Source organism: Bradyrhizobium arachidis (assembly GCF_024758505.1).
Lineage (GTDB): Bacteria > Pseudomonadota > Alphaproteobacteria > Rhizobiales > Xanthobacteraceae > Bradyrhizobium > Bradyrhizobium manausense_C.
Window position 1 is genome coordinate 2,700,181 of the sequence record NZ_CP077970.1, and the last position, 15,881, is coordinate 2,716,061.

Here is a 15,881-nt window from a genome sequence, read left to right on the forward strand (position 1 = left end):
GGCGCAGCAAATTTCCTCTCGCCGAACGGCTGGAACGCCGCTACATTGCCCAAATCCGCGCGGGAGCGGCCGCTTTGCCTTGACATCCAGGCTTTGGCCGTTATGTTTCGCGCAACCTTTGGGAAGCCGGGCACCTGCCATGCGTAATATTATTACCAAACTCCTTATCGTCGTCGTACCCAGGCGCACCGCCGGGGATGGCTAGCGGCCATCCAAATCCGAGCGGTGTGCATGGGGCCTCTTGGGGCCCTTTTTTATTTCCCGAACCACAGTCGAAAGAAGCCGCTGACAACAGCGCATCCGGAGCAAGACAATGACCGAGAAGAGCCACGATCCGAACCAGATGACCGGCGCCGCAATGATCGTCCGCGCCCTCATCGATCATGGCGTGACCGACATCTTCGGCTATCCCGGCGGCGCGGTGCTTCCGATCTACGACGAGATCTTCCAGCAGAGCGAAGTCCAGCACATCCTGGTCCGCCACGAGCAGGGCGCGGGCCATGCCGCCGAAGGCTACGCGCGCTCGACCGGCAAACCGGGCGTCGTGCTGGTCACCTCCGGTCCCGGCGCCACCAACATGGTGACGCCGCTGACGGACGCGCTGATGGATTCGATCCCGCTGGTCTGCATCACCGGCCAGGTGCCGACGCATCTGATCGGCAATGACGCGTTCCAGGAATGCGACACGGTCGGCATCACGCGTCCCTGCACCAAGCACAACTGGCTGGTGCGCGATGTCAACGATCTCGCGAAGGTGCTGCACGAGGCCTTCTATGTCGCGACCTCCGGCCGTCCGGGTCCGGTGCTGGTCGACGTGCCGAAGGACGTGCAGTTCGCGACCGGCACCTACCATCCGCCCCGCAAATCCGACGTGCACGTCTCCTACGCGCCGCGCGTCAAGGGCGATGCGACGCAGATCCGCAAAGCCGTGGCGCTGCTCGCCAATGCCAAGCGGCCGGTGATCTATTCCGGCGGCGGCGTCATCAACTCCGGCCCCGAGGCGTCAAAACTGCTGCGCGAACTGGTCGAGGTCACGGGCTTCCCGATCACCTCCACGCTGATGGGGCTGGGCGCCTATCCGGCATCGGGCAAGAATTGGCTCGGCATGCTCGGCATGCACGGCACCTACGAAGCCAACATGACCATGCATGATTGCGACGTCATGCTGTGCGTCGGCGCGCGCTTCGACGACCGCATCACCGGCCGCGTCGATGCGTTCTCGCCGGGCTCGAAGAAGATCCACATCGACATCGATCCGTCCTCGATCAACAAGAACATCCGTGTCGATATCCCGATCATCGGCGATTGCGGCAACATCCTCGGCGACATCCTCCAGGTGTTCAAGGCGGAAGCCAAGAAGCCCGACATCAAGCCGTGGTGGCAGCAGATCGCGCAATGGCGCGCGCGCAATTCGTTGTTCTACAAGAAGAACAACGACATCATCCTGCCGCAGCAGGCGATCCAGCGCCTGTTCGAGCTGACGCGCGGCAAGGACACCTACATCACGACTGAGGTTGGCCAGCACCAGATGTGGGCGGCGCAGTTCTTCGGCTTCGAGGAGCCGCACCGCTGGATGACGTCGGGCGGGCTCGGCACCATGGGCTATGGCTTGCCGGCCGCGGTCGGCGTGCAGGTCGCCCATCCCGACAGCCTGGTCATCGATATCGCGGGCGATGCCTCGGTGCAGATGACGATCCAGGAGATGTCGACGGCGGTCCAGTATGAGCTGCCGATCAAGATCTTCATCCTGAACAACCAGTACATGGGAATGGTGCGGCAGTGGCAGCAACTGCTCCACGGCAACCGCCTGTCGCATTCCTACTCCGAGGCGCTGCCGGATTTCGTCAAGCTCGCGGAAGCCTATGGCTGCGTCGGCATCCGGGCGATGAAGCCGGCCGATCTCGACGGCGCCATCAAGGAGATGATCGCAGTCAAGCGTCCGGTGATCTTCGACTGCCGTGTCGCGGCGCTGGAAAACTGCTTCCCGATGATTCCCTCCGGCAAGGCACACAACGAGATGCTGTTGCCCGAGCAGGCCAACGACGAAGCAACCGCCACCGCGTTCGCCGGCGGCAAGGCGCTGGTGTGATGCGATGTTCGACCTGAGGGAGCTCGAACGCGCGCATGAGATCGTGGGGCAGGCGGTGCCGGCGACGCCGGCGCATGCCTGGCCGCTGCTTGGCCAGCGTTTGGGCACGCGCGTCGTGGTCAAGCACGAGAACCATACGCCGATCGGCGCCTTCAAGGTGCGCGGCGGGCTGGTCTATCTCGAGCGGCTGAAGCGGGAGAGCCCGAACACGCCGGGTATCATCTCGGCGACGCGCGGCAATCACGGCCAGAGCCTCGCGTTTGCGGCTGCCAGGCACGGCCTGCCCGCGGTCATCTATGTGCCGCGCGGCAACTCCGTCGAGAAAAACCGCGCCATGAAGGCCTTTGGCGCCGAGCTCGTCGAGCACGGCGAGGATTTTCAGGCCGCGCGCGAGGAGGCCGAGCGCCGCGCGCAGTTCGCAGGCTTGCACATGGTGCCGTCGTTCCACCGCGACCTCGTGCTGGGGGTTTCGACCTACGCGCTGGAATTGTTCAGGGCGGCGCCCGATCTCGATGTTCTCTACGTGCCGATCGGGCAGGGCTCCGGCATCTGCGGCTGCATCATGGCGCGCGACCTGCTGGGCCTGAAGACCGAGATCGTCGGCGTGCAGTCGACGGAGGCGCCATCCTATGCGCTGTCGTTTGCGGCAGGCCGCATTGTGACCACTGAGACCAGCAACACGCTCGCCGACGGCATGGCCACCCGCATCCCGGATCCGGATGCTTTCAGCGTCATCCGCAAGGGCGCGTCGCGCATCGTGCAGGTCAGTGACGACGAGGTCGCTGTCGCGATCCGCGCCTACTGGACCGACACACATAATCTCGCCGAAGGCGCCGGTGCTGCCGCGCTCGCCGCGGCGCTTCAGGACAAGAGCAAGCTGCAAGGCAAGCGCGTCGGCCTCGTGCTGTCCGGCGGCAACATCGATTTCGATCTGTTCCGCCAATGGGTCGGGACGGACGCGCCGGTCGCCCAGCGGGCGATGGCGTGACGAAGAGAATAGAGGGGACGACAATGAACCAGCCCGCATCCGCCTACTTCCTCGAGGATCGTCACGATCCCAACGAGACGCACACGCTTTCGGTTCTCGTGCAGAACGAGCCGGGCGTGCTCGCGCGTGTCATCGGCCTGTTCTCGGGGCGCGGTTACAACATCGAGAGTCTCACGGTCTCGGAAACCGAGAGCCAAAAGCATCTCTCGCGCATCACCATCGTCACCACGGGCACACCGATGGTGATCGAGCAGATCAAGCACCAGCTCGACCGCATGATCCCGGTCTACCGCGTCGTCGACATGACGCTGACGCGGCGCGCGATCGAGCGCGAGCTCGCGATGGTGAAGGTGCGCGGGCAGGGCGAGCATCGCGTCGAGGCCCTGCGCCTGGCGGATGCGTTCCGGGCTCGCGTCATCGACGCGACAACCGAGAGCTTTGTGTTCGAGATCACAGGCAGCACGGACAAGATCAATCAGTTTATCGACCTGATGCGCCCGCTCGGCCTCGTCGAGGTGTCGCGCACCGGTGTTGCCGCGATCGGCCGCGGGCCTGAAGGGATGTGAACCATGTTGGCGCGCGACTGGTACTATAACGAGCGGAACCGGATCGGGCTGGAGCCCGCGGTCGCCTCGATCTACGACAATTTTGATGATGCCGACCTGCGTGCGCGCGCCGCGCTGAAAATGCTCGGCGTGCAACGCGGATGGCGGATCGCCGATATCGGCTGCGGTAACGGTGTGCTCGCGACCGAGGCTGCGCTGATGGGCGCGGAAGTCGACGCCATCGACATCTCACCGGCCATGCTGGCGCTCGCCGAAATCTATTCGCGCGACCGCAAGGCGGCGGTCCGCACCCAGTCGGCCGGCCTATTGAGTTTCTCCTATCAGCCCGAGTCCTATGATTTGATCGTCAGCGAGTTCACGCTGCACCACCTGCCCGACTTCTGGAAGGCGGTGGCGATGTCGCGGATCTATCGGGCGCTGAAGCCGGGTGCGAGCTTCTATCTGCGTGACATCGTGTTCGTCTCGATGCCCGACGCCTGCGAGCGCGACGTCGACCAATGGGCGGACTTCCAGATCAAGAACCACGATTTTTCGCGCGACAACGTCGTCGCGCATATGCGCGACGAATATTCCACCTTCGGCTGGGTGATGGAGCGGATGTTGACCGACGTCGGCTTCACGCTGGTCTCGGCCGACTATCACGCCCCGATGCACGGCACCTATCTCCTGCGCAAGCCCAAGGCCGGCGAACAAAGCTAACAACACGAATCGAACGACAGAGCCGAACAAGAACAATGAAGCCGGCCGACATTCTCATCGCCGTTCTGGTGGCGATCGTCTGGGGACTTGCCTTCGTGGCGAGCCGGATCGCGCTTGACGAGTTTTCGCCGGAATTGATGACCGCGCTGCGCTTTACCATCGCCGCGGTGCCCTGCCTGTTCATCCGCAAGCCGAAGATCGCCTGGTCGCTGCTGGCAGCGATCAGCTTCACGCTGTTCCTCGGCCAGTTCCTGAGCCAGGCCTATGGCATCGCCCATGGCGTGCCGGTGGGTTTGACCTCCGTCATTGTGCAGAGCCAGGCGCTGTTCACCATCGGCTTTGCGGTGATCGCGTTCGGCGAGCGGCCGACGCCGATGCAGACGCTCGGCATCGCCATTGCCGCGATGGGCCTTTTGATGATCTGCGGCACCGTCGGCTATGACTTCAGCGTCGCCGCCTTCACCGTGCTGATGATCTCGCCGATCAGCTTTGCCATCGGCAATCTGTTGCTGCGCGGCGCCCGCGGCGTTCCGATGTTCGACCTGTTCGCCTGGCTGTGCCTGGTCTCGGCGGTGCCGCTGTTCGTGCTGGCGGTGATCGCCAATGGCCCTGCGCCGACCTGTAGCGCGCTGACGCACATGTCGCTGACTGGTCTGCTCTGCATGCTCGCGCTCGGCGGCATTTCGACCAGCATCGCCTATTGGCTGTGGGGCCGGCTGTTGCGGGACTACCCGGCGGCGCAAGTGGTGCCGTTCGCGCTGCTGGTGCCGTTCGTGGGCTCTGCCGCCTCCAGCATCGTGTTCGGCGAAAAATTTGGGCCGCTACGGTTGGCTGGCATGCTGACCGTGATCGCCGGCATCGCGGTCATGCTGCTGGCCAAGCGCCCGCAAGCCCTGCCCAAGACCGCGTGAGGCCAGCATGTCCCAATCGCTCTTCTACGCCTTCGTCGTCTTCGCGGTCGTGATGTTCTTCACGCCGGGGCCCAACAACATCATGCTGCTGTCGTCGGGGCTGACATACGGCTTCCGCCGCACCATCCCGCACATCGCCGGTATCACTATCGGCTTTGCTTTCATGGTGGCGGCCGTCGGTCTCGGACTCGGCACCGTGTTCCTGGCCTATCCGATCCTCCAGACCATCCTGAAATATGCCGGGGCTGCCTATCTGGTCTACCTGGCCGCCGTGATTGCGATGTCCGGCCCGGCCAAGTCCGGCGAGGACAAGGAGAAGGGACCAATGACCTTCTGGGGCGCGGCTATGTTCCAGTGGATCAACGCCAAGGGCTGGGTGATCGTGATCGGCACCATCACGGCCTATGCGGCCATCGCCCAATTCCCCCTCAACATCGCCATCCAGACCGTGATCAGCCTGCTCGTGGGCACGGTCTCGACCGTGGTCTGGGCTCTGTTCGGGACCGCGCTGCGGCCGGTTCTGACCTCGGAGCGGCTGATCCGCGGCTTCAATATCCTGATGGCGCTCCTGCTGCTCGCCTCCCTCTACCCCGTTTTCATGGATGCATGATGTCGCGGATTTCCATGCAGAAACGGGTTTCCTTCGGGGCGGAAAATGCTCTAGACAGCCCCCGAAATCCGCAATTTTCACCGTCCGACACCTGACCAACGGCCGATTCTGGCCCCTGAACGAGGAAACGACTATGCGTGTTTATTACGATCGCGACGCCGACCTGAACCTGATCAAGGGCAAGAAGGTCGCCATCGTCGGCTATGGCAGCCAGGGTCACGCCCATGCGCTCAACCTGAAGGATTCCGGCGTCAAGGACGTTGCCATCGCGCTGCGCAAGGGTTCGGCCTCGGCCAAGAAGGCGGAAGCCGCCGGCTTCAAGGTGCTGGAAGTCGCCGAGGCCGCCAAATGGGCCGACCTCGTCATGATGCTGACCCCGGACGAACTGCAGGGTGACATCTACCGGGAGCACCTGCACGACAACATGAAGAAGGGCGCCGCCCTCGTGTTCGCGCACGGCCTCAACGTCCACTTCAACCTGCTTGACCCGCGCGCCGACCTCGACGTGCTGATGATCGCCCCCAAGGGCCCCGGCCACACCGTGCGCTCGGAGTATCAGCGCGGCGGCGGCGTGCCCTGCCTGATCGCGATCGCCAAGGACGTCTCGGGCAACGCCCATGACCTCGGCCTGTCCTACGCCTCGGCGATCGGCGGCGGCCGTGCCGGCATCATCGAGACCACCTTCAAGGAAGAGTGCGAGACCGACCTGTTCGGCGAGCAGGTGGTGCTCTGCGGCGGCCTGGTCGAGCTGATCAAGGGCGGCTACGAGACTCTGGTCGAGGCCGGCTATGCCCCGGAGATGGCCTATTTCGAGTGCCTCCACGAGGTGAAGCTGATCGTCGACCTGATCTATGAAGGCGGCATCGCCAACATGAACTACTCGATCTCCAACACCGCCGAGTACGGAGAGTACGTCACTGGTCCGCGCATCGTCACTGCCGAGACCAAGGCAGAGATGAAGCGCGTGCTCGCCGACATCCAGGGCGGCAAGTTCGCCCGCGACTGGATGCTCGAGAACAAGGTCAACCAGACCTCGTTCAAGGCGACCCGCGCCAAGCTTGCCCAGCACCCGATCGAGGAAGTCGGCGCGAAGCTCCGCGACATGATGCCCTGGATCAAGAAGGGCGCGCTGGTCGACAAGAGCAAGAACTGAGTGGCGAGCGCGCGACGCGCAAGCGTCGCGTGCGTGTGCACTGCCACACACCAAATCTTAAGCCCTCACGGCTAGTGTTTGGGCGAGATCGCGAGCGGCGATCTCGCCCTTTCTCTTCGGCCCAAGCTTTGCTGCTTCATTCAAATTCTTCGCGGGCTGCAAGCGCACTTCAAGACGAAGAACTGACGCTTAAAGCATATTCTTCATCTCGCGCAATTTCCGAGCTTTTCCCCGCCCTCCCAATCGCCAAAAGCCCAGCGACTTCAAAGTCAAGGATTCGGCTTTTCATCTGCGGTCTCATCGACCTCTCGTGCGAAAAAATCTTCTTCACGCGCTGCTTCAATCTAAGAGCTGATAGCTGCAGCGAATTGTTGGAGAGCATTCCGAGCGAATGTGTCGCCTCCACTGCACAGCTCGCGGCCGCTTAATAAGCAAGCAGCATTGCGCTCGTTGCCGTTGCCGCTACATGATCCCGGGAACCAGGGGGAAACAACATGCGATCTGTCGTCGTCACCGGCGCGTCCACCGGCATCGGTTGGGCCACCGCAAAGGTTTTGCTCGGGCGCGGCTATCGCGTGTTCGGCAGCGTCCGCAAGCAGGCGGATGCCGACCGGCTCAAAACCGAATTCGGCGCCAACTTCACACCCCTGATGTTCGACGTCACCGATGAGGCCGCGGTGCTCGCCGCCGCCCGGCAGGTGCGCGAGGCGCTGGCCGGCGAGACGCTGGCCGGGCTCGTCAACAATGCCGGTATCGCGGTGGCAGGTCCCGTGCTCGAGCTGCCGGCCGACGAATTCCGCCGCCAGATGGACATCAACGTCATCGGTCCGGTCATCGCGACGCAGGCGTTTGGTCCGCTGCTCGGCTCCGATACCTCGCTGAAGGGGCGGAAGGGCCGGATCGTGATGATCAGCTCGGTTGCAGGCAAGAACGGCAACCCGCTGTCGGCGCCATACAGCGCCTCCAAGCACGCCGTCGAGGGATTGTCGGAGAGCTTGCGCCGCGAATTGATGCTGTTCGGCATCGACGTGATCATCGTCGCGCCCGGCGCGGTGAAGACTCCAATCTGGAGCAAGGCCGAGCAGATCGATCTGTCGGTCTACAAGAACTCGCCCTATTTCCCGGCGCTCAACAAGATCATGGCCTTCATGATGAAGTTGGGCGAGACCGGCCTGCCGGCCGAACGGATCGGCGAGGTCGTGGTCGAGGCATTGACCGCGGCCAAGCCTCGGGTGCGCTACCAGGTGACACCGGACCCGGTGCGGCACATGATGCAGGCGACGCTGCCCAAGCGCGCCGTCGACCGCATCATCGCCAAGCGCCTCGGCCTGCTGCCGGGGTAACGGGCGCTTTAACCCGCCGCGACCGGCCGTCCACGCGGGGCCATCGCGATCATCCGGAGCGCAAACACTGTGAGCAGCGGGATCAGGAACAGCGCGTAAAGTGGCATGTCCAGGACGCGCTTGCCGAACGACACGGTGAACTGGAATAGCAGATAGTAACCGCCGGTGAGGTGCAGCGTCTGCCAGGCGCGCGGGCCGAGCATTTGGGCGGTGCGGTCGAACGAGGTCGCGGCCATCGCGATGATGAAGGCGTAGCCAAGGCCGCCAAAGATGTAGGAGGCCGCCGAGGTCGCAGCCGCAAAGCCGGCCGGATCAATGTTGGCGAACGCGACGATCGCGACGGCGTGGATGGCGTGGGAGGCGGCGAACGCGAGGCCGAGATAGCGCCGGTTGCGGCGCTGCCAGTGCGTCCAGGCGGTGGGCCACAGCCGGGCCAAAGCGGCGGCGCTGAAGGCGAGGCAGAACAGCGCGAGCGAGCTTCGCGCCGTGAAGCGAATAACCATGCGCACGCCCTCGACCTCGAACTGCCGCATCGTTGCAATCCAGAAGGTCAGGACCAACAGAGTCAGGATGAGAGCGGCGAGCAGCCGCCAGCCTTCGAACCAGCTTTGACGTTCCGACATGACGATCATCTCCCAATGTAATCATCGATTACATTTCGACGAGGCGCGGTCGTCAACAGTGTAATCAGCGCTTACATTCACGTTCGCTTGATGCTAAGAGCGCCTTTATGCCCACGCGCGAGACCCCCAAGCGCCGTGCCCCCCGCCGCACCTCCGAGGCGCGGCCCTATCATCATGGCGATCTGCGCCGCGTCCTGATCGACGCCGCCCTGCAATTGGCGGCCGAGGGCAGCGAGGTTTCCGTTCGCGAGGCCGCGCGCCGCGCCGCGGTCTCGCCTGGCGCGCCGTTCCGACACTTCCCCACCCGCGATGCGCTGATGACCGCGGCGGCGGAAGAGGCGCAGCGTCGCTTCCGCGCCGAGATCGAGGCGGCACTGGCCGAGGCCAAGACGGCCGATCCTTTGGCGCGCTTCCGCGCCTTCGGGCTGGCCTACCTGCGCTGGGCGATGCGCAACCCCGCCCATTTCGAGATCATCTCGACGGGCCGCTATTTCGCCCATGAGAGTTCGGCCGCGCTCACCCGCGACAATGCCGAGGTGATCGCCATGACCGAAGCCATGCTGGCCGAAGCGGCCGGGCAAGGCCTGTTGCGGTCGTCCGACCCGAGGGCGGTGCTGATCGCGGGCCGTTCGCTGGTTTACGGCTTTGCCCGCATGAACCTCGACGGCCATTTCCCTCGTTGGGGTGTCGCTGAGGCCGAGATCGAGCGGATGGCGGAGGCGGTGATCGATCTGTTCATCGCGGGGATCGCCAAGCGCTAGGCGACATTCGCGCGCCGCTAAGATTAAGCGAAGGTCGGACGGCCGATCGCATTGCATGGGTGCGACCGTTCCATTACATTTTTATGACACGGTGCAGGTTCCGGCTGCGCCGGACTCCCCTGGTCCTTTGGCCAGAGGGTTTGGCATCACCGCGCCGGGCATGTTTGCGTGCAGTCGATGGCGTCCGCGCCCAATCCAGGTCCCTCTGCCGCCACCGCCGCGCTGGCAAGCGTCGCCGCGATCGGGATCTGGCGCCTGCTCGCCGTTGCGGCGCCGCAGCTAGCGGCGCTGGCGCTGATGGTGCAGACCGAGAACGATTTCGGCTCGCGCCTCGGCTTCATCCTGTCCTGGGGCATGCTCAATTTCTTCTGGCTCGCACTGCTGCGCCGTCCCGCGCTGTCGGGCGCGCTGTCGCTGACCATGGTCGTGGTGCTGGTGCTGCTCTCGCGGCTCAAGCACGACGTCGTGCAGATGACGGTGAACTTCATCGATCTGATGATGATCGACCGCGACACCGTCGCCTTCCTGTTCACGATCTTCCCGAACCTGCGCTGGTCGGTGATCATGGCCGCCCTGGTCATCTTGCCGCTGATGTATTCGCTGTGGTGGCTCGATCCGTTCCGCGTCCGCCGGCTGCCGGCGCTCGCCTGCAAGCTCGCCTGCCTCGCGGCCCTGGTCGGCTATTCCATCAGCCACCCGGACGAAGCCTGGCGCGGCTATTACGACGACGGCTATCTGTCAAAGTTCTTCCGCTCCGGCGTGACGGCGGTCTCCGACTTCATGCGCTACGGCTTCATGGAGTCGGCCGCCGCGAATGGCGAGCGGCTGAATATGCCGCTGGTCGATTCCTGCCACGCTGCCGGACGACGGCCGAACATCATCATGGTCCATGATGAATCGAGTTTTGACATCCGCGCCGCTGACGGCATCAAGGTGCCGCCAGGCTATGGCGACCATTTCAAATCCTATGACGGCAGGCAGCGCACGTTCCTGGCCGAAAGCAATGGCGGGCCGAGCTGGTTCACCGAGTACAACGTGCTCGCCGGTCTCTCGTCGCGCTCGTTCGGCCGCTTCGCCTATTTCGTGACCCGCATCGCATCGGGCCGCGTCGAACGCGGATTGCCGCTGGCGCTGCGGCGCTGCGGCTACGACACCATGTCGCTCTATCCCGCCTACGGCGCCTTCATGAGCGCGCGGAGCTTTCAGGTCACCGCCGGCATCGAGCGCTTCTACGACGCCAAGGATCTCGGCGCCAAGGACGTCGAGCCGGACTCCTTCTTCTACGACAAGGCGCTCCAGTTGATGGGCGAGCGGACGCCGAACAAGCCGCTGTTCAGCTTCATCTATCTCGGCGCCAATCATTTCCCTTGGGAGACGCGCTTCCGCCCCGAGCTGACGCCGAACTGGCGCGCGCCGGGCAACGTGGCGTCGATCGACGAATATCTGCGCCGGCAGGCGATGAGCGCCGAGCAGTACAAGGCCTTCATCGCGGGCCTGAAGAAGAAGTTTCCGGGCGAGCCGTTTTTGATCGTCCGCTATGGCGATCACCAGCCGGAATTCGCGCCGCACATTCTCGAGCCGGGGCTCGATGAGGGCGCCCTCGGCAAGAAGCTCGACGCCTACGATCCGCGTCTCTACGCGACCTACTACGCGATCGACGCCATCAATTTCGAGCCGGTCAAGAGCGAGGCGGTGATGGACACGATCGATGCTGCGTATCTGCCGCTGGTGATCCAGGAAGCCGCCGGTGTCCCGCTCGATCCGTCCTTCGCCGTGCAGAAGGACATCATGCTGCGCTGCAAGGGCCTATTCTATAGCTGCAAGGATGGCGCCGAGGCGCGCCGTCTCAATCGTCTGTTGATCGACGCCGGCTTCGTGAAGAACCTCTAGCCGCAAGGGAGGCTCAAATTTCAGCCTCCGTTAAACCTGGAATGATCTGCATCCGCGTTGCGGCACGGCGCGGCGCCTGGTTTTACGCGGGTGTCGGCGTGCTCGCCATGCTACATCTTGCGGCGTTGGTCGTCCTGCTCGCTACCGAATACGGGCCTTTTGCGATCACGCTGTCGCTGTTGACGTGGATTTTTCTGAATTGCCTTTTCCTGCTTGTGCTGCCGCGGCCAGGCTTTTCCGCGGCGCTCGCGTTGATCTTGCTGGTGCTCTTGATCACGCTGTCGCGATTCAAGTCTGGCATATTGGAATTGACGCTGACGTTCCTCGATTTCCTGATCATCGATCGCGATACGTTTTCGTTCCTGCTCTCGGTGTTTCCGCGGTTGCGGACTCAGTTGATCGTGGCGGCGATCGTTGCACTTCCTCTGTTGTGGGCGATCTGGCGGGCAGATCCGTTGCGCGCAGGACGCCGCCTCGTGCTGGCGATCCTTGCTGCAACAACCGTGTCCATATCGGCCATGTCGGTCGCGGTGCCCGAGCGACCGTGGGAGCCATTCCAGGGCGTCAATCATATTTCCGGTCTCGCGCGCTCTGGCGTGGTGGCGGTGTCGCAACTGGCTTCGACAGGATGGATCGAGGCCGATCCACCTGCGAGCGGCTTGCTTCCCCTGGCCCCGGGAGCTTACGCCACGGACCAACCGGCGCGGCCGCTCGACGAAGAATGCGACACCGCCGCGAAGTTGCCGCATATCATTCTGCTGCTCGACGAGTCGAGCTTCGACATCTCCGCCGTGCCCGGGGTCAAGGTCCCGCCGGGGTACTCCGATTACTTCAAGTCCCTTGACGGCACGCAGCGCACCATGATGGCGGAGCCGACCGGCGGCCCCACTTGGTACACTGAGTTCAATGTGCTGAGCGGCCTGTCGGCGCGATCGTTCGGCGACTTGAAGTTTTACGTCACCAGAATCGCCGCGGGCCACGTCACGCGCGGACTGCCGCGGTCGCTGCAACGCTGCGGATACAACACCTTCTCGCTCTATCCGAGCTACGGCGATTTCCTATCTGCGCGCTCGTTCCAGAAGGGTGTCGGCGTCGGCCAGTTCATCGACATGGCGGCTATGGGTGTCCATCAGGACATGCAGCCTGACAAGTTCTACTTCGACCAGGCCTTGAAGGTGCTTGCGGACCAGCAACTCTCGCAGTCGCCGATCTTCATGTTCGTGTATCTCACGGCCAATCATTTTCCCTGGTGGAACGTCTACCGGCCCGATTTGACGCCAGACTGGGCTCCGCTGGGAAATGCGGCGGAGACCGACGAATACGTCCGTCGTCAGACCGTGACAGCGAAGGAGTACCGCGATTTCACCGCGCGGTTGGCGGACGACTATCCAGATCAATCATTTCTGATCTTGCGTTTCGGCGATCATCAACCTGCCATCTCGCAGCAATTGCTTGAGCCCGGCATCGACCGGAAATTGCTGGCGCAACGCATGATGACCAGAGATCCGCGTTACTTCTCCACGTACTATGCGTTGGATGGAATCAACTTCCGACCGGCCGATCTATCGTCGGCGCTCGAAACACTCGATGCCGCCTATATCCCGATCGTAATCCAGGATGCCGCAGGGGTCCCGCTCGACCCGTCCTTCAAGGAGCAGAAGAAGATCATGCTCCGTTGCAAGGGCATCTTCTACGACTGCAAGGACGGCACCGAGGCGCGCCGCTTCAACCGCCTGATGATCAATGCCGGGATGATCCGCGGGCTGTAGCGCAGCCCGTCAGCCGTGCTACCGCTTTCCCACCTTCTCCCACAGCCACTTCGCCACCGCATCCGGCGACGAGTTTGCATCGTTGCCGCTCGCGCGCAGGTTGGCCTCGCGCATGGTGGCGATGTCGATCTTCCCGAGCAGCGGCTTGAGCGCGGCTTGCAGGCGCTCATCGCCGGCGCGTTTCGGAGCGAGCAACAGGATCGCGTCATAGGGCGGGATCGCATTCCTGGGATCATCGAGTGCCACGAGGTCGTATTTTGCGATCAGACCGTCGCTGGTGTAGCCGGCGATGACGTCGACCTCACCCGAGGCGACTGCCGCATACATGAAGTCCGGCTGCATCTGGCGTTGTCCGCGGAATGCGAGCCCATAGGCCCCGCGGAGCGCCGCCCATTCCGGTCGCGAGAAGAATTCGTAGTCGCCGGCAATCGACATCGTCGATGTGTGCGTCGCGAGATCGGCGATCGTGCGGATACCGAGCGCCTCGGCACGCTTCCTCGGCATCACCAGCGCATAGGCGTTCTCAAAACCGAGCTCGCCGAGCAGGGTGATATTCTCCTTGGCCAGTGCTGTCTTCAGCTCGGTCAGCAATTCCGCGCGCGGCTTGATGTCGGTGCGGTGCAGCTGGTTGGCCCACAGCGTGCCGGAATAATCGACATAGAGGTCGATGTCCCCGGCCTTCAGCGCCCCGAAGATCACGCTCGAGCCGAGACCGGACCTGGTCGTTGCGGAGAGCCCGGCCACCTGCATCCGGTCCCGGATCAGCGACGACAGCACATATTGTTCGGCAAAGGTTTTTGCGCCGACGATATAATTCGACGACGACCGCGCCAGCGACGGCACCAGCGTTGCAGCGACCAGCGCCGCGATGCCGAGGCCGCCGATCGCGGTGCGTGCGCGGCTGCGGCGACGCAAGCCAGTCTCGATCAGGCCGAGCAGTTGATCGACCAGCAGTGCCAGCACGGCGGACGCGAGGCAGCCGAACAGCACGAACACCCAGTTTTGGGTCTGGAGCCCCGCAAAGATGTAATTGCCGAGGCTGGTCTGCCCGATCGGCGTCGACAGCGTCGCAGTGCCGATTACCCACACCGCGGCGGTGCGGATGCCTGCCATCATCACCGGCAGCGCCAGCGGCAGCTCGACCATGACCAGCGACTGCCGTTCGGTCATACCGACGCCCTGTGCGGCCTCGATCAAGGCAGGGTCGATGCCGTTCAATCCGGTGATGCCGTTGCGCAGCACCGGCAGCATGGAATAGAGCGCCAGCGCCAGCATCGCGGGCAGGAAACCGAAGGCCGAGAACGAGACGCCGAGCCAGGACAGCGTCACGGATGCCGCCAGCAGCAAGAGCGGATAGAACAGCGCAAGCAGGGCCAGTCCCGGCACCGTCTGCACGATGCTGGCGAGCGCCAGCAGCACGCTGCGCGCCAAGGGGCGGTTGCGGCAGAGGATCGCGAGCGGCAGGCTGACGACCAATCCGAGCGCGAGCGCGGCAAGGCTCACCCGCACATGATTGCCGAGATAGTCGGGCAGGTGGGACAGCGCCTCACCCCAGCGCGGATCGGACAACAGGCTCATGCTGCGCCACCCAGAGGCAGGCGCTCGTTCAAGCGCTCGACTTGACGCCGCGGCGTGCGCAACAGCTCTAGTACATAGGCGTCGCTGCTCTTGGCGAGCTCCGCCGGCGTGCCCTGCGCAAGCAATTTGCCGGCGCGCATCACCGCGATGCGGTCGGCGAGCAGGATCGCTTCCGTCATGTCGTGTGTGATCATGATTGTGGTGAGCCCGAGCTTGCGATGCAGCTCGCGATAGTCGTCTCCCAGCGCGTCCCGGGTGAGGGGATCGAGCGCACCAAAGGGCTCGTCCATCAGCACGATGCGCGGACGTGCCGCAAGCGCCCGCGCCACGCCAACGCGCTGGCGCTGTCCGCCGGAGAGCGCCGCTGGCAGACGGTCGCGATGCTCGCCGCGGTCGAGCCTGACGAGGTCGAGCAGCTCGTCGACGCGCGCAGCGATCTCGTCCGCGGGCGTTCCCAACAGCTTTGGCGTGATGCCGACATTGTCGCCGACGCTCAGATGCGGGAACAACCCGCCGCTCTGGAAGACGTAGCCGATGCGGCGTCGCAGCGCGACCGGGTCGACTTGGCTGACGTCTTCCCCTTCGACTGTGATCGTGCCGCTGTTAGCCTCGATCAGCCGGTTGGTGAGCCGCAGCAGGGTGGTCTTGCCCGAGCCGGAGCCGCCGACAACAGCCAAAAATTCGCTCTCGGCAATGTCGAGCGAGACGTCGTCCACCGCCGTGACGCGGCCGAACGTCTTGGCGACCTGGGCATAGCCGATCATGGGTTTGGAAGGCATCGGGCGGTCTCGCTCTTCTCTTACCCTCCCTCCAGGGGAGTAAGCGCACGGCGTCATGCATGCGTACCACGCTTGGCCGCTCGATTGAACTTGCCGCCGCAAGACGCTAAGGCATCCGACGA

Annotated in this window: 14 protein-coding genes; 11 read left to right on the forward strand and 3 right to left on the reverse strand. The window is 63.9% G+C overall.

Translation table 11 applies throughout. The features are described from left to right. The first annotated feature begins 313 nt into the window (after positions 1–313). The 8 genes from KUF59_RS11935 to KUF59_RS11970 all read left to right on the forward strand — a co-directional run bounded on the left by KUF59_RS11935 (position 314) and on the right by KUF59_RS11970 (position 8,359). Positions 314–2,089 (forward strand): acetolactate synthase 3 large subunit, encoded by a 1,776-nt coding sequence (locus KUF59_RS11935; RefSeq protein ID WP_212457244.1) that lies wholly within the window; start codon positions 314–316, stop codon positions 2,087–2,089. A 4-nt stretch (positions 2,090–2,093) separates the two neighbouring features. Beyond that, the gene (locus KUF59_RS11940; protein WP_258769482.1) at positions 2,094–3,077 is read left to right on the forward strand and encodes a threonine dehydratase; all 984 of its coding nucleotides are present in this window, start codon (positions 2,094–2,096) and stop codon (positions 3,075–3,077) included. Between the two features lie 23 nt (positions 3,078–3,100). Further along, positions 3,101–3,643 (forward strand): acetolactate synthase small subunit, encoded by a 543-nt coding sequence (gene ilvN, locus KUF59_RS11945; protein ID WP_212457242.1) that lies wholly within the window; start codon positions 3,101–3,103, stop codon positions 3,641–3,643. A gap of 3 nt (positions 3,644–3,646) precedes the next feature. Beyond that, positions 3,647–4,342 (forward strand): class I SAM-dependent methyltransferase, encoded by a 696-nt coding sequence (locus tag KUF59_RS11950; protein ID WP_212457241.1) that lies wholly within the window; start codon positions 3,647–3,649, stop codon positions 4,340–4,342. A 35-nt stretch (positions 4,343–4,377) separates the two neighbouring features. Continuing rightward, positions 4,378–5,253, forward strand: coding sequence for an EamA family transporter (locus KUF59_RS11955; RefSeq protein WP_258769483.1), 876 nt, complete (start codon positions 4,378–4,380; stop codon positions 5,251–5,253). Positions 5,254–5,260: 7 nt separating this feature from the next. Continuing rightward, on the forward strand, positions 5,261–5,863 hold the full coding sequence (locus KUF59_RS11960; RefSeq protein WP_212457239.1) for a LysE family translocator: 603 nt from the start codon (positions 5,261–5,263) through the stop codon (positions 5,861–5,863). A 133-nt stretch (positions 5,864–5,996) separates the two neighbouring features. After that, entirely contained in the window at positions 5,997–7,016 is a 1,020-nt protein-coding gene (gene ilvC, locus KUF59_RS11965; protein ID WP_212353758.1) for a ketol-acid reductoisomerase, read from the forward strand. 494 nt (positions 7,017–7,510) lie between these two features. Beyond that, entirely contained in the window at positions 7,511–8,359 is an 849-nt protein-coding gene (locus KUF59_RS11970; RefSeq protein WP_258769484.1) for an SDR family oxidoreductase, read from the forward strand. An 8-nt stretch (positions 8,360–8,367) separates the two neighbouring features. Here KUF59_RS11970 and KUF59_RS11975 read toward each other — a convergent pair whose 3' ends face one another. Beyond that, on the reverse strand, positions 8,368–8,982 hold the full coding sequence (locus KUF59_RS11975) for a cytochrome b family protein (RefSeq protein ID WP_258769486.1): 615 nt from the start codon (positions 8,980–8,982) through the stop codon (positions 8,368–8,370). 107 nt (positions 8,983–9,089) lie between these two features. Here KUF59_RS11975 and KUF59_RS11980 point away from each other — a divergent pair, with 107 nt between their 5' ends. From KUF59_RS11980 to KUF59_RS11990, 3 genes are all read left to right on the forward strand, one after another. Further along, the gene (locus KUF59_RS11980) at positions 9,090–9,743 is read left to right on the forward strand and encodes a TetR/AcrR family transcriptional regulator (protein WP_212457236.1); all 654 of its coding nucleotides are present in this window, start codon (positions 9,090–9,092) and stop codon (positions 9,741–9,743) included. Positions 9,744–9,920: 177 nt separating this feature from the next. After that, positions 9,921–11,633, forward strand: a complete 1,713-nt coding sequence (locus KUF59_RS11985) for a sulfatase-like hydrolase/transferase (protein WP_212457235.1) — start codon at positions 9,921–9,923, stop codon at positions 11,631–11,633. 41 nt (positions 11,634–11,674) lie between these two features. Beyond that, positions 11,675–13,402, forward strand: a complete 1,728-nt coding sequence (locus KUF59_RS11990; RefSeq protein ID WP_212457234.1) for a sulfatase-like hydrolase/transferase — start codon at positions 11,675–11,677, stop codon at positions 13,400–13,402. Positions 13,403–13,420: 18 nt separating this feature from the next. Here the strand turns inward: KUF59_RS11990 and KUF59_RS11995 are convergent, their stop codons facing one another. Further along, entirely contained in the window at positions 13,421–14,980 is a 1,560-nt protein-coding gene (locus KUF59_RS11995) for an ABC transporter permease/substrate-binding protein (protein WP_212457233.1), read from the reverse strand. After that, positions 14,977–15,759: an ATP-binding cassette domain-containing protein gene (locus KUF59_RS12000; protein WP_212457232.1), complete on the reverse strand. Its 783-nt coding sequence runs from the start codon at positions 15,757–15,759 to the stop codon at positions 14,977–14,979. The genes KUF59_RS11995 and KUF59_RS12000 overlap by 4 nt, the downstream gene beginning before the upstream one ends. Between the last annotated feature and the right edge of the window lie 122 nt (positions 15,760–15,881).

Bases quoted from the DNA above. Each gene is read 5' to 3' on its own strand.
- ilvC (WP_212353758.1), top strand. From the start codon at position 5,997: ATGCGTGTTTATTACGATCGCGACGCCGACCTGAACCTGATCAAGGGC.
- KUF59_RS11950 (WP_212457241.1), top strand. From the start codon at position 3,647: ATGTTGGCGCGCGACTGGTACTATAACGAGCGGAACCGGATCGGGCTG.
- KUF59_RS11970 (WP_258769484.1), top strand. From the start codon at position 7,511: ATGCGATCTGTCGTCGTCACCGGCGCGTCCACCGGCATCGGTTGGGCC.
- KUF59_RS11960 (WP_212457239.1), top strand. From the start codon at position 5,261: ATGTCCCAATCGCTCTTCTACGCCTTCGTCGTCTTCGCGGTCGTGATG.
- KUF59_RS11995 (WP_212457233.1), bottom strand. From the start codon at position 14,980: ATGAGCCTGTTGTCCGATCCGCGCTGGGGTGAGGCGCTGTCCCACCTG.
- KUF59_RS11985 (WP_212457235.1), top strand. From the start codon at position 9,921: ATGGCGTCCGCGCCCAATCCAGGTCCCTCTGCCGCCACCGCCGCGCTG.
- ilvN (WP_212457242.1), top strand. From the start codon at position 3,101: ATGAACCAGCCCGCATCCGCCTACTTCCTCGAGGATCGTCACGATCCC.
- KUF59_RS11980 (WP_212457236.1), top strand. From the start codon at position 9,090: ATGCCCACGCGCGAGACCCCCAAGCGCCGTGCCCCCCGCCGCACCTCC.
- KUF59_RS11990 (WP_212457234.1), top strand. From the start codon at position 11,675: ATGATCTGCATCCGCGTTGCGGCACGGCGCGGCGCCTGGTTTTACGCG.
- KUF59_RS12000 (WP_212457232.1), bottom strand. From the start codon at position 15,759: ATGCCTTCCAAACCCATGATCGGCTATGCCCAGGTCGCCAAGACGTTC.
- KUF59_RS11975 (WP_258769486.1), bottom strand. From the start codon at position 8,982: ATGTCGGAACGTCAAAGCTGGTTCGAAGGCTGGCGGCTGCTCGCCGCT.
- KUF59_RS11940 (WP_258769482.1), top strand. From the start codon at position 2,094: ATGTTCGACCTGAGGGAGCTCGAACGCGCGCATGAGATCGTGGGGCAG.
- KUF59_RS11935 (WP_212457244.1), top strand. From the start codon at position 314: ATGACCGAGAAGAGCCACGATCCGAACCAGATGACCGGCGCCGCAATG.
- KUF59_RS11955 (WP_258769483.1), top strand. From the start codon at position 4,378: ATGAAGCCGGCCGACATTCTCATCGCCGTTCTGGTGGCGATCGTCTGG.